At 71.2% G+C, this 13,232-nt stretch carries 9 protein-coding genes; 8 read left to right on the top strand and 1 reads right to left on the bottom strand.

What is annotated here, in order from left to right:
* Positions 1–171: 171 nt before the first annotated feature.
* The 3 genes from dxs to AB0L89_RS12045 all read left to right on the top strand — a co-directional run bounded on the left by dxs (position 172) and on the right by AB0L89_RS12045 (position 5,322).
* Positions 172–2,103, top strand: coding sequence for a 1-deoxy-D-xylulose-5-phosphate synthase (gene dxs / locus AB0L89_RS12055; protein ID WP_365138397.1), 1,932 nt, complete (start codon positions 172–174; stop codon positions 2,101–2,103).
* Between the two features lie 114 nt (positions 2,104–2,217).
* Positions 2,218–3,744, top strand: a complete 1,527-nt coding sequence (locus AB0L89_RS12050) for an amino acid permease (protein ID WP_365138394.1) — start codon at positions 2,218–2,220, stop codon at positions 3,742–3,744.
* Positions 3,745–3,828: 84 nt separating this feature from the next.
* Positions 3,829–5,322, top strand: coding sequence for a glycosyltransferase family 39 protein (locus AB0L89_RS12045; protein WP_365138391.1), 1,494 nt, complete (start codon positions 3,829–3,831; stop codon positions 5,320–5,322).
* Positions 5,323–5,410: 88 nt separating this feature from the next.
* Here the strand turns inward: AB0L89_RS12045 and AB0L89_RS12040 are convergent, their stop codons facing one another.
* Positions 5,411–6,394, bottom strand: a complete 984-nt coding sequence (locus AB0L89_RS12040; protein WP_365138388.1) for a hypothetical protein — start codon at positions 6,392–6,394, stop codon at positions 5,411–5,413.
* Between the two features lie 23 nt (positions 6,395–6,417).
* On the opposite strand from AB0L89_RS12040, the gene AB0L89_RS12035 reads away from it, so the two are divergent.
* From AB0L89_RS12035 to AB0L89_RS12015, 5 genes are all read left to right on the top strand, one after another.
* Positions 6,418–7,620: a CapA family protein gene (locus tag AB0L89_RS12035; protein WP_365138385.1), complete on the top strand. Its 1,203-nt coding sequence runs from the start codon at positions 6,418–6,420 to the stop codon at positions 7,618–7,620.
* Positions 7,621–7,841: 221 nt separating this feature from the next.
* Positions 7,842–10,079, top strand: coding sequence for a HAMP domain-containing protein (locus AB0L89_RS12030; protein WP_365138382.1), 2,238 nt, complete (start codon positions 7,842–7,844; stop codon positions 10,077–10,079).
* A 5-nt stretch (positions 10,080–10,084) separates the two neighbouring features.
* Positions 10,085–11,662 carry a poly-gamma-glutamate synthase PgsB gene (gene pgsB / locus AB0L89_RS12025; protein WP_365138379.1) on the top strand — a complete coding sequence of 526 codons (1,578 nt, stop codon included), beginning with the start codon at positions 10,085–10,087 and terminating at the stop codon, positions 11,660–11,662.
* Entirely contained in the window at positions 11,659–12,141 is a 483-nt protein-coding gene (locus AB0L89_RS12020; RefSeq protein WP_037664152.1) for a poly-gamma-glutamate biosynthesis protein PgsC/CapC, read from the top strand. The genes pgsB and AB0L89_RS12020 overlap by 4 nt, the downstream gene beginning before the upstream one ends.
* A gap of 15 nt (positions 12,142–12,156) precedes the next feature.
* On the top strand, positions 12,157–13,230 hold the full coding sequence (locus AB0L89_RS12015) for an NlpC/P60 family protein (protein WP_365138376.1): 1,074 nt from the start codon (positions 12,157–12,159) through the stop codon (positions 13,228–13,230).
* Positions 13,231–13,232: the final 2 nt, after the last annotated feature.

The following is a 13,232-nucleotide window of genomic DNA, read 5'->3' as shown; positions in this document are numbered from 1 at the left end:
GGGGGCGCGCCTCGCGCACCGGCCAGGGAACACATGTTCCCTGGCCGGTGCGTCTGTTCGTGTGACCGGGAAAACGCCTCCCGGACGCGGTCCCCGGCGACGGAACATTAGACTCGACAGACCCGGCAATGCTCGAACAGCACATGTCAGCTCTACTGCAAGGAGGCACGGGTGCCGCTGCTGACCCGCATCACGGGACCGCGCGATCTGGACCGGCTCAGCGCCGAGGAGCTGAACCAGCTGGCCGGAGAGATCCGGGGCTTCCTGGTCGACGCAGTCTCCAAGACCGGCGGCCACCTCGGGCCCAACCTCGGCGTGGTCGAGCTCACGATCGCCCTGCACCGGGTCTTCGAGTCCCCCCAGGACAAGGTCCTCTTCGACACCGGCCACCAGAGCTACGTGCACAAGCTGCTCACCGGCCGCCAGGACTTCGGCGGGCTCCGCAACAAGGGCGGCCTGTCCGGCTACCCCTCGCGCGCCGAGTCCGAGCACGACGTGATCGAGAACAGCCACGCCTCGACGGTCCTCGGCTGGGCCGACGGCCTCGCCAAGGCCAACCAGGTGCGCGGCAAGGACGACCACGTCGTCGCCGTCATCGGTGACGGCGCGCTCACCGGCGGCATGGCCTGGGAGGCGCTGAACAACATCGCGGCCGCCAAGGACCGCCCGCTGGTCATCGTCGTCAACGACAACGAGCGTTCCTACGCCCCCACGATCGGCGGGCTCGCCGACCACCTGGCGACCCTGCGCACCACCGACGGCTACGAGCGCTTCCTGGCCCGCGGGAAGGACATCCTGGAGCGCACGCCCGTCGTCGGCAAGCCGCTCTACGAGACCCTGCACGGCGCGAAGAAGGGCCTGAAGGACTTCATCGCCCCGCAGGGCATGTTCGAGGACCTCGGCCTGAAGTACGTCGGCCCGATCGACGGCCACGACATCGAGGCCCTGGAGTCCGCCCTGCAGCGCGCCAAGCGCTTCGGCGGGCCGGTCATCGTGCACTGCCTCACCGAGAAGGGCCGCGGCTACAAGCCCGCCGAGGACGACGAGGCCGACCACTTCCACGGCATCGGCCCGATCCACCCCGACACCGGCCTGCCCATCGCCGCCGGCGGCATGGACTGGACGTCGGTGTTCGGCGAGGAGATGGTCAAGCTCGGCCACGAGCGCGAGGACATCGTCGCGATCACCGCGGCGATGCTGCAGCCCGTCGGCCTGGCGAAGTTCGCCAAGGCGTTCCCCGACCGGGTCTACGACGTCGGCATCGCCGAGCAGCACGCCGCCGTCTCGGCCGCGGGCCTGGCCACCGGCGGTCTGCACCCGGTCTTCGCCGTCTACGCGACCTTCCTCAACCGCGCCTTCGACCAGCTCCTGATGGACGTGGCCCTGCACAAGTGCGGCGTCACCTTCGTCCTGGACCGCGCGGGCGTCACCGGCACGGACGGCGCCTCGCACAACGGCATGTGGGACATGTCGATCCTGCAGTGCGTGCCGACCCTGCGGATCGCCGCCCCGCGCGACGCCGACCAGGTCCGCCTGCAACTGCGCGAGGCCGTCGAGGTCGACGACGCGCCGACCGTCGTGCGCTACTCCAAGGGCGCGGTCGGCCCGGCGGTCAAGGCCGTCGGCACGGTCGGCGGCATGGACGTGCTGCGCAAGCCGGGCACCGGCCGCCCGGACGTCCTGCTGGTCTCCGTCGGCGCGCTCGCGCCCATGTGCCTGGAGATCGCCGACCTGCTCGACAAGCAGGGCATCTCCACGACCGTCGTCGACCCCCGCTGGGTCAAGCCGGTCGACGAGGCCATGGCGCCGCTCGCCGAGCAGCACCGCGTCGTCGTCACCGTCGAGGACAACTCGCGCGCCGGCGGCGTCGGTTCGGCCGTCTCGCAGGCCCTGCGCGACGCCGGCGTCGATGTGCCGCTGCGCGACTTCGGCATCCCGCCGCGCTTCCTCGACCACGCCTCCCGCAAGGAGGTCATGGCCGAGATCGGGCTGACCGCCCCGGACATCGCCCGTCAGGTCACCGGCCTCGTCGCCAAGCTGGACGGCCGATTCGAGCGGTCCACCGCGGTGTCCGTGGACTCCGTGGAGCCCGCCCGCGACTGACGTCAACCCACGTGGCCGATGGGCCGGTCCCGACACCCTGTACGGGTGGTGGGACCGGCCCATTCGCGTGAATGGGCCCGTGCCGGGGCTTACGGGGTACTCGGCCTCTCGATCATGTCGGGGACGACAAGCGTGGGAGGTACGCCCGTGAGCAGCACCCTCTTCAGGACGAAGAGCGTCGAGCAGTCCATCAGGGACACCGAGGAGCCGGAGCACGCGCTCAAGAAGTCGTTGTCAGCCCTCGATCTCACGGTCTTCGGCGTCGGCGTCATCATCGGTACCGGCATCTTCGTCCTGACCGGAAAGATCGCCAAGGAGACGGCGGGCCCCTCGGTGGCCCTCGCCTTCGTCGTCGCCGGCCTCGTCTGCGGGCTCGCGGCGCTCTGCTACGCCGAGTTCGCGTCGACGGTGCCGGTGGCCGGGTCCGCGTACACCTTCTCGTATGCCTCGCTCGGCGAGTTCCCGGCCTGGATCATCGGCTGGGACCTGATCCTGGAGCTGGCGCTCGGCTGCGCCGTGGTCGCGGTCGGCTGGTCCGGCTACCTGCGCTCGCTCCTGGACACCGCGGGCCTGCATCTTCCGCAGGCCCTCAGCGGGACGCACGACGGCACCTTCGGCTTCGACCTGCTGGCCTGCATCCTCGTGCTCGTCCTCACCGGCATCCTGGTCGCGGGCATGAAGCTGTCCTCGCGGGTCACGAGCGTCATCGTCGCGGTCAAGGTCACCGTCGTGCTCCTGGTGATCGTCGTCGGGGCCTTCTTCATCACCGGCGCCAACTACGACCCGTTCATCCCGCCGGCCGAGCACGTCGAGGGCGGCGGCGGCATCACCGCGCCGCTGGTCCAGCTGATCTTCGGCTTCACGCCGTCGAACTTCGGCGTGATGGGCATCTTCACCGCGGCGGCCGTCGTCTTCTTCGCGTTCATCGGCTTCGACATCGTCGCGACCGCCGCCGAGGAGACCCACAACCCGCAGCGCGACGTGCCCCGCGGCATCCTCGGCTCGCTCTTCATCTGCACGCTCCTCTACGTCGCCGTCTCCGTCGTCGTCACCGGCATGCAGAAGTACACCGACCTCTCCACGGACGCGCCGCTCGCGGACGCCTTCAAGGCCGTCGGGCACCCCTTCTGGGCGGGCCTGATCAGCTTCGGCGCCGCCGTCGGCCTCACCTCGGTCTGCATGATCCTGCTGCTCGGCCAGACCCGGGTGTTCTTCGCGATGAGCCGCGACGGGCTGCTCCCGCAGACCTTCTCCAAGGTCCACCCGACGTTCGGCACCCCCTACCGCTCCACGATCCTGCTCGGCGGCATCGTCGCCGTCGTCGCCGGCTTCACCTCCATCGACGAGCTGGCCGAACTGGTCAACATCGGGACGCTGTTCGCCTTCGTCGTGGTCGCCCTCGGCGTCATCCTGCTCCGCAGGCAGCGCCCGGACCTGCCGCGCTCCTTCCGCACCCCGCTGGTGCCCTTCGTCCCGATCCTGTCGGTGCTCGCGTCCCTGTGGCTGATGCTGAACCTGCCGGCGGAGACCTGGCTGCGGTTCGGCGTCTGGATGGTGCTCGGCGTGGTCATCTACTTCGTGTACGGGCGTTCGCACAGCCGACTGCAGCAGCGCGACCCGAATGCCGGTGACGCACTGTAGTCGTCCGCCGTTCGGTACGCCTTCTTCTCCGGCCCCGTATGTCCCGATCCGTCGGGAACTGCGGGGCCGGATAGCGTGCTCCACATGGTCGCCGCGCCCTCCGCATCACTACGCTCCGTACGCACCCTCCGGGTGCCGGGCCCGCGCAAGGAGTACGTCCCCGACGGCGGCGCCCGGGACCCGTACTGGCCCCGGCTGCTGCCGCTGCTCGCCGCCCTGGCGTGCGTGACCCGGCTGCCGTCCTTCCGGTGGCCGCTGTGGAGCCCCGACGAGGGCTATCTCGCCGTCCAGGCGCGGATGTTGGCGGACGGCGGTGAGCTCTACGAGACGGTCGTCGACCGCAAGCCGCCGCTCGTCCCCTGGCTCTACGCGGGTGCCTTCGCGCTCTTCGGCGACACCTCGCTGCTCCCGCTGAAGGTCCTCGCGGTCGCCGCCCAGCTCCTGACCGCGGTGCTCCTGGTCTCCCTGGCCCGGCGCCGCTGGGGCGACGGCGCGGGCCGCACGGCGGGCGTCCTGTACCTCCTGATCTCGATCGGCCTCAACCCGGAGGACACCCAGGCGGCCACCTTCGAGATCTTCATGCTGCCCTGCACGGCCGCCGCCATGTGGTGCGCCGACCGCCGCAGATGGGGCGCCGCGGGGGCGGCGGTGGCCTTCGCCCTCCTCGCCAAGCAGACCGGGGGCGCGGTCCTGCTGCCGGTCGCCTGGCTGCTGTGGCGCTCCGGCGCGCCCCGGCGGGACGGACCGCGCCTGGCGGCCGGGCTGTGCGCCCCCGTGCTCGCCGCGGCGCTGGCGACGACGCCCGCGGGCTTCCTGTTCTGGACGGTGACGGGCTCGGGCGCGTACGCGTCCTTCACCGGCTCCGAACTGCACGTCCTGGCGCGGGGGTTGGTGAACGCGGCGATCCTCGCGGCGGCCTGCGCGGGCATCCTGCCGCCGGTCCTGCGCGTCCTGCGCCTGGCCCGCACCGGGGCGGGGGACCTGTGGCTCTGGCTCGCCTCGTCGGTGGCCGCGGTGCTGCTCGGCTTCCACTTCTTCGGCCACTACTACCTGCAACTCATGCCGCCGCTCGCCCTGTTGGGCGCGGCGGCGCTGCACATCCTGCCGGGCGAGCGGACCGCGCGGGCGATCGCGGCCTCGGGGTGTGCGTGCGCGGTGTTCCTGGCCTGGGGGCTGCTCGCGCCGCGCCCCGAACTGGCGCACGCGGTACGCCTCGCGGACGCGGTCGAGGCGCACACCGGACCGCACGACCGGGTGCTGTTCTGGGGCATGCACCCCGAGGCGTACTGGTTCGCCGACCGCGCGCCCGCCAGCCGGTATCTGACGGCCGGACTCCTCACCAACTACAGCGGGGGGCGCGACGGCCCTCAGGTGGGCGAGAAGTACGGGGTCGCGGGTGCCTGGCCCGTCTTCCGCGCGGAGTTGCGGGCCCGCCCGCCGGCGATGGTGGTCGACGACTCGCGGGGCAAGCCGTTCGCGCCGGAGCGGGTGCCGTCGCTGCGGCGGGTGCTGGGGGCGGGATATAAGCCCGTGATGTGGGTGGGGGGTGCGGTCCTCTATGTGCGGGTGGGGGAGTGAGGCGCCGACCGGAGGCTCTCGTCGGCGCGTCCGCGTTCGCGGCTCCGTCGTGGCTTGTCGCGCGGTTCTCGCGCCCCTTGCGGGGCGCTCAGGCGCCCTGCCACCTTTGCGTGATCTTCGTCAGGGCCTCCACCGCCCTGCCCTCGTGGTCGCGGTTCTCCCTGATCCTGGGGCCGAACTCCACGTGCAGGAACGGCACCCCGCGGTCGGCCGCCGCCCGGCCCTGCATGTTCGTGCGGCCCGCCAGGGGACACGACCTGGCCCAGGCGCGGCAGACCTCGAAGCCGCGGTCCTTCAGTGCGTCCGCGAGGGCGCGGCCCTCGGGGGCGGCCTTTCTGCCCTTGCCCGTGGAGGCGACGACGTCGTGATCCGGAGCCGAGTCGTCCGCCATGCCGTGGAGCTGGACGCCGGGCAGGCCCCGCCGCACGAGTTCGTCGCAGACGGCGTGGAACACCGTGTCCCTGCGGTGCGCCACGTCCGCCGAGTCGCCGCGGCCGGCTTTGCGATGCGCGCCAGCGATCACCATGATGCCACCGGGGGAGCGGCTCAGGAGCCGGGCGCCGAGCCGTTCGGTGTTGCGGTCGGCGACCGGATGCGGCACCTGCGCCGACCAGCGGACCGGACTGTCGAGGTCGATGTAGACGCGGCCCCAGCCGCGCGGCGCGGCGCCGTCCTCGGAGCGGTCGGAGATCTCCGCGTAGCGCCGTCCGCCGATCGGATCGGTGACCGTACGGACCGCGAAGTCCACGTCGGACAGCCGACGTTCCGCCTCTGACCTGTGGTTGTCAAGGAGAAGTCCGACGCCTTCGGCGACCGTGCGCCGGTCGTCGCGGGAGGGGCGGCGGTATCCGCTGTCCTCGTGGAAGCCTGCGGTGTAGTCGGTGACGAGCCGTTCCAGGTCCTCGCCGGAGCGGGCCGTCGCCGAGGGGCGCCGGTCCTTGCCGGAGGGCTTGGACCCCTCGTCCGAGGAGCCCGAACCGCACTGCGCCAGGCTGAGGACGGTGGCGGTGACGAGGCCGAGAACCCCGAGCTTCTTTGCGACTGCGACGGGCTTTGTGCGGGAGCGCTTCATGGTTGTATAAAGATATCCCTGTGATGACACGTCCCTTCCGCAGGCATTTCGTGACCTGTGCAGCCACCTCCCTCCTGCTGCTCGCCGGCACCGCCTGCGGCCCCTTCGGCAGCGACGACAAAGCCGCCGAGAGCGGCCGCTCGTTCACCGTCGCCGCCGCGGGCGACATCCTGATCCACCCGCAGCTGACCGAGCAGGCGCGCAAGGACGCCAAGGCCACGGGCAAGGGGGAGAAGGGCCTCGACTTCCGGCCGATGATGGCGGGTGTCAAGCCGGTCATCAGCAAGGCCGACCTGGGCATCTGTCACTTCGAGCCGGTGGTGGGCAAGCCCGGCGGGCCCTTCCAGAGCTACCCCGACTTCCTCGTGCCGCCGCAGATCGCCACGGCGGTCAAGGACGTCGGCTACGACCAGTGCTCGACGGCGTCCAACCACACCCTCGACCACGGCCCCGCCGGGGTGACCCGCACCCTGGACACCCTCGACAAGGCGGGCCTGCGGCACACCGGTTCCGCGCGGAGCGCGGCGGAGGCGAACAAGCCGCTCATCACCGACGTGAAGGGCGTCAAGGTCGCGCAGATCGCCTTCGCCTTCGGGTTCAACGGCCGCGAGGTGCCGAAGAACAAGCCGTGGATCGTCAACCAGAACGACTTCGACGCGATCGCGGCGGCCGAGAAGAAGGCGCGCGGCGCGGGCGCCGACGTCGTGATCCTCAGCATCCACTGGGGCCGCGAGAACCAGCCCAACGCCAGCGGTCCGCAGCTGAAGCTGGCCCGCAAGATCGCGCGGGAGACCGGGATCAACCTGGTCATCGGTCATCACGCGCACGTCGTCCAGCCGATGGAGAAGGTCGACGGCACCTGGATCGCGTACGGACTCGGCAACCAGATCGCCCGGCACGACGTGCCCAGCGGGCTGACCGAGGAGGGCGTCATCGGCTGGTTCGAGTTCGTCGAGCGCGGCGGGAAGTGGGACGTCGACGCCAAGTACGTACCGACGTTCACGGAGATCCCGCCGGACCCGGACGAGACCGGCGCCCTGCCGAAGGACGCGGTCGAGGACCACCGGCTCCTCGACGTCGCCGCCGCGCTCAGGGACGGCGAGAACCTCACCGAGCAGCAGCGTTCCCGCTACCGCCTCGCCTTCGAGCGCACCCAGGGCACGCTCCTGAACCGGGGCGCGAGCAAGGACGGTCTCGTGCCGCTGGAGGAGCTCCCGGCCGGCTGACGGAGGCCGCGCGCCGGGGCGGTGACGATGGTCAAACATCTTCCCGACGCGAGCTAGCTCACATTTCGCTTACTTCGTACATCCCTCCGCAGGGGTGGCGGGTCAAAGCTTTCCGGAACGCATGACTGTGCGCTTCCACCCCCCACGTCACTCCAGGAGAGGAGCACCCCTTGGCCGCTTCGCGTTCGAAGCGCCGGCACAAGGTTCGCCGAAGGACCGACATGTCCCTGCTGGGTGGCATACGTCCCCCCATCGCCGTGCTGTCGGTCCTGCTCCTCGCCCTCGCGGGCGTCACCGCCCTCACCCTCGGCCGCGCCGGCCAGGAGGCCGTGCCCCAGGCGGTCAAGTCGTCCCAGCAGCACTTCGCCGAGGACGGCGCCATCGCCCTGCGCGCCTCCATCGACGAGTCCGTCACCGACCTGACCCGCACCGCCGAGCTGTTCAGCGCCGGCGACCCGGTGCCCGCCGACGCCGTCCTCGACAAGACCGGCAGCGTCTACCAGAAGTGGATGGGCACCGCGATCGTCGAGATCGCCTCCGGGAAGCTGCTCGCCGCCCGCGGCGAGAACCTCCCGCTGACCGCCATCGACCGCGGAGCCCTCGCCGAGGAGGACGGCCTCGCCCCGCGCATGGTCCGCCTGGAGAACGGCGAGACCCGGCTCCTGTCCTTCGCCCTGCTCACCTGGAAGGGCCAGCCGCAACAGCTCCTGGTCGCCTCCAGCAGCCTGCGCTTCCCCGGCATCAGCCTCGGCAAGTTCCGCTCCATCGCCGTCGTCGACCAGGACGGCGCCGTCCTGAGCACCGACGGCATCCCCGAGCCCGAGCAGGTGCTCACCGACCTCCAGCGCGACGAGGTCAAGCAGTCCAACAAGCAGCTCAAGTCGTTCGCCCAGACCGCCGCGAAGAAGTCCCGCGCCCACCCGCTGATGTCCAAGGAGCCCGGCTCCGGCGGCTTCACCGGCGTCAGCGGCCACCTCACCGGCGAGCGCTACCTCGGCGAGCGCGCCGTCGCCGGGTACGCGAACCTCGCCGCCCCCGAGCCCGGCGAGTCCACCGTGGCGACCCGGCTCGGCCTCACCGTCGTCGCCATGGTCCCGGTCGCCGAGGACCCCACGGCCACCAGCGACTCCGCCTTCGGACTGCTCGCCGCGGGCGCCCTCCTGCTCATCGGCGGCGTCACCGTCTTCCTGCTCCTGCGGACCGTCCAGCGCCCCCTGATCCGGCTCTTCCTGGAGGGCCGCCGCCTCACCCGCGGCGACCTCGACCGGCCGGTCCCGGTGCCCAAGCGCGGCGAGGCCGCCCGCATCGGCGCCGCCCTCGAACGGCTGCGCCGCCAGCTCCTCGGCGAACCCGCCCAGGCACAGCAGGCGCCCGCCCGCCGCCGCAGGTTCGGCAGCCGCACCCTGATCGCCGTCTGCGCGGTCCTCCTGCTCGCCTGGTCCGCGCCGCTCCTGCTGCTGCTCAACCGCGCCGGCGACACCGTCGTCGTACCGCAGCAGATGGTCAACGACCAGCGCGAGCGCACCGACACCCTCACCGACCGCGTCCGCCGCGCCCTCAACGAAGGCCACGCCGACCTCACCTCGGTGGCCTCCCTCATGGGCGACCGCACCGAGCCGTCGGACATGACCAAGGTCCTGGAGAGCACCCTCAACCAGCACACCCGCTACCAGTCGCTCTACGTCCTCGACCGCGGCGGCAAGGTCCTGGCCGAGGCCGGCGGCGACCCCCGCAGCCCCTCCGGCAAGGGCCCCTCCGACCAGCCCATCCGCGTCGTCGACGAGGGCGGCAAGGAGCCGGTGATCATCGGCACGGCCGAGGTGCCTGGACGCGAGGGGGCCGCCGTCGTCGGCGAGTTCCGCATCGATTTCCTCAACTCGCTGCTCAAGCGCCCCGGCCTCGGCGAGGTCCGCGTCATCGACGACGAGCGCCGCACCATCGGCTCCAACAAGGGCTACCGCGAGTTCGAGGGCCTGCCGAGCGACCGCCTCGACGCGCTCGCCGAGGGCACCGGCCAGAAGGTCGGCCTCAGCCCGCGCCCCAGCGGCGTCCTCTACCGCGACGGCGACGACATCCAGATCGCGGCCGCCGCGCCCTTCGTCGGCGGCGGCGCCGCCCGCTCCCTGGGCTGGACCGTGCTCAGCTGGCAGCCCGCGTCCTCCCTGGAGATCCCGGAGTACAGCTACCAGAACCGCACGGTCCTTGCCGGGCTGCTCGGCATCACCGCCGCCGCGGCCTGCCTCGGCTGGCTGCACATCGTCGTGGTGCGCCCGCTGCGGCACCTCGCCGACCAGGCGGAGGCGCTCGCCGACGGGGACCGCCGCACCGTCCTGTACCCGCGCCACCACGACGAGGTCGGCGCCGTCACCCGCAGCCTCGAACTCATCAGGCAGCAGCTGCCGACGGGCACCCAGCGCAAGCGGGACGGCGTCACCGCCGGCCTCGCCGGAAGGAACTGAACCCCGTGCTCTTCCTCTACACCGTGCTCGTGGTGTGCTGCGCGATCCTGCTCGTCGCCGGCGTGATCGAACAGCGGCGGCACTTCACCAACCTGGCGCACATCCCCACCCGGGTCCTGGTCAACGGCATCCGCGGCAAGTCCTCCATCACCCGCCTGTGCGCGGGCGCGCTGCGCGGCGGCGGGCTCACCACGGTCGCCAAGACCACCGGCACCGCCGCCCGGTTCATCCACCCGGACGCCACCGAGGAGCCCGTCTACCGCAAGTTCGGCATCGCCAACGTCGTGGAGCAGATCGGCATCGTGCGTCGCGCCGCCGCGTACAATCCGGACGCCCTGGTCATCGAGTGCATGGCGGTCATGCCGGCGCTCCAGGAGATCAACCAGTCCAAGCTGATCCGCTCCACCATCGGCGTGCTCTGCAACGTCCGCGAGGACCACCTCGCCGAGATGGGCCCCACCCTCGACGACGTGGCGCGCTCGCTGTCGCGCTCCATGCCCGAGGGCGGCATCTGCGTCACCGCCGAGAAGGACCGCTACGCGATCCTCAAGGAGGAGGCCGAGGCCCGCGACTGCCGGTTGATCTACGCGGACCCGGAGTCGGTCACCGACGAGGAGCTGCGCGGCTTCAGCTGGTTCACCTTCAAGGAGAACGTGGCGATCGCGCTGACCGTCGCCGAACTCCTCGGCGTGGAGCGCGAGACGGCTCTCCAGGGCATGTACGACGCCCCGCCGGACCCCGGTGTCCTCTCCGTCGAGCGGTACGCCACCGAGGACGGCAAGAAGCTCCGCTTCGCCAACGTCTTCGCGGCCAACGACCCCGAGTCGACGCTGATGAACATCAACCAGCTGCTCGACCTCGGCGCGATCCACCGCCCGCTCAACGTGGTCATCAACTGCCGCCCCGACCGCGTCGAGCGCAACGGCCAGATGGGCGAGATCATCCCGGACCTCAAGCCGGAGAAGGTCTTCGTCATCGGTCACCCCGCCAAGTCGGCCATCGACGCGATCCCCGCAGAGTGGCGCTCGCGCGCCGTCGACCTCGGGGGCGACCGGCGCGACCCCGAGGAGTTCATGAACGAGATGCTCGGGCAGCTCGGTCCCGACTCCTCGCTCGTGGCGATCGGCAACATCCACGGCCAGGGCGAGCTGCTCCTGGAGCACCTCGCCGAACTCCCCGCCGACGAGAGCGAGGAGCCGGCGGCGCCCGCGCCCACCGCGCCCGCCGCCACCGCCGCCCCCGGCGACCCGGTGGAGACGATGCAGCTGTACGTGCCGCGCATCGACCCCTACCAGCACTATCCGGAGGCGTACGAGGAGCGGTACACGGCCCCGCTCCCGGTGGTGCAGCAGGCCGCCTACGGGACGCACGAGATGTACGTGCCGCAGCAGACGCAGCAGACGCGCGAGCCGCAGCGGCCGTCCGGGCCGTACGGACCCGAGCAGACGCACGAGCCCCACCCGCCCCAGGAACCGCAGCACCAACCCGCCAGGCCGCGCGGCATGTTCGAGCCGCGGGTCCCGCCCGCACCGCACGCCGCAGACGACCACCAGCAGTGGCACAGCCCAGGAGAGCCCCGTTGATTCCCTCCGTCCTCACCCCCGAGATCGCCGCGGTCGGCATCGCGCTCGGGCTGCTCTTCTCCCTGGTCTGCTATCTGACGACCAACCTCTCGCCCGGCGGCATGATCACCCCGGGCTGGCTCGCGCTGACCCTCGTCGAGGACCTCCAGCGCGCGGCCATGGTGGTCGGCGTGACCGTGCTGACCTACGTCGGCACCCTGCTCATGCAGCGCTTCGTGATCCTCTACGGCAAGCGGCTGTTCGCCGCGGTCGTGCTGCTCGGCGTCACGCTCCAGGCCACCGTGATGATCGTGCTCTCGCTCGAGTTCCCGCTCATGTACAGCAACCAGACCCTCGGCTTCATCGTGCCGGGCCTGATCGCCTACCAGCTGGTGCGCCAGCCCAAGGGCCCCACCCTGCTCGCCACGGGCTCGGTGACGCTCATGGCCTACGTCGTCCTCACCGCCGGGATCCTCCTCGGCTTCATGCCGTCCGCCTGATTCCAGGAGCCACTCATGCCGCCCAAGAAGAAGCGTCCCGCCCTGCACGCGGTGACCGTGCTCGCCCTGCTCGCCGGCAGCGCCTATCTGACCGTGGAACTGCGCAAGGACGAAGAGGCCAAGGCGCCCAAGGTGCAGGCCGTCACCGACACCCCGGGGCTGAGCAGCAGCACCGGGCAGCAGGGCAGCGGCAAGCAGACGTGGGAGCGCCTGAAGAACCCCGACCGCTCCGTGCTGCGCACCGACGGCGGCAAGGTCCTCGCCACCTTCACCGACGGCGCGCGCACCGCGACGCTGACCGGACCGAGCCGCACCTTCACCGAGCCCGCCAACACCAAGTCCCGTGTCGTGACGAACGACTGGGTGCGGCTGATGCCGGAGACCTGGCGCGAGGGCGCGGAGAAGGAGAAGTGGTTCAAGGACTGGTACAAGGAGTTCTCCGGCAGCGAGGAGGACGACATCTTCGCGATGGCCTTCCAGTACGTGGAGGGCGCGCCGGTCAAGAAGGACGACGAGGGCATCGCGTACGCCGGTGACGCCAACTTCGGCCCGCTGAACCCCGACGGCAGCGCGGGCAACGACCTGCGCCTTGAGGAGTCGGACTTCTTCGACTACCTCGGCATCCCGTACACCTTCCGCAACGGCACCACGATGCAGCCCGAGAAGATGCGCGCCCGCTCCATGGACTGCTCGGGCTTCATCCGTACCGTCTTCGGCTACCGCGCCCGCTACCCGCTGATGGCCACCGACAAGGTCGGCGACGGCCTGCCCCGCACCGCCAACGGCATGGCGCGCGGCAAGGTCGGCACGGACGTCATCCCGCTCAAGGGCATCGGCGCGGCCGACCGCCCCAAGTCGATCGACGTGGTCCAGCCGGGCGACCTGGTCTTCTTCAAGCTCGACGCCCGCACCAAGCAGCGCCTTGACCACGTCGGCATCTTCCTGGGCCACGACGCCGACGGCCACAAGATCTTCATCTCCAGCCGCGAGGAGGTCAACGGCCCCACCATCGGCGACAAGGGCGGCACGTCGCGTCTGGACGGCAACGGCTACTACGCCTCGACGCTGCGCAGCGCGAAGCGCATCTGAGG

Origin of the sequence: Streptomyces sp. NPDC052114 (genome assembly GCF_040680155.1) — a bacterium.
Lineage (GTDB): Bacteria > Actinomycetota > Actinomycetes > Streptomycetales > Streptomycetaceae > Streptomyces.
The sequence above is the reverse complement of the archived record's forward strand: the minus strand, read 5'-3'. Positions and strand labels throughout refer to the sequence as shown.

Bases quoted from the DNA above. Each gene is read 5' to 3' on its own strand.
- AB0L89_RS12035 (WP_365138385.1), top strand. From the start codon at position 6,418: ATGACACGTCCCTTCCGCAGGCATTTCGTGACCTGTGCAGCCACCTCC.
- AB0L89_RS12050 (WP_365138394.1), top strand. From the start codon at position 2,218: ATGTCGGGGACGACAAGCGTGGGAGGTACGCCCGTGAGCAGCACCCTC.
- AB0L89_RS12040 (WP_365138388.1), bottom strand. From the start codon at position 6,394: ATGAAGCGCTCCCGCACAAAGCCCGTCGCAGTCGCAAAGAAGCTCGGG.
- AB0L89_RS12045 (WP_365138391.1), top strand. From the start codon at position 3,829: ATGGTCGCCGCGCCCTCCGCATCACTACGCTCCGTACGCACCCTCCGG.
- AB0L89_RS12015 (WP_365138376.1), top strand. From the start codon at position 12,157: ATGCCGCCCAAGAAGAAGCGTCCCGCCCTGCACGCGGTGACCGTGCTC.
- AB0L89_RS12030 (WP_365138382.1), top strand. From the start codon at position 7,842: ATGTCCCTGCTGGGTGGCATACGTCCCCCCATCGCCGTGCTGTCGGTC.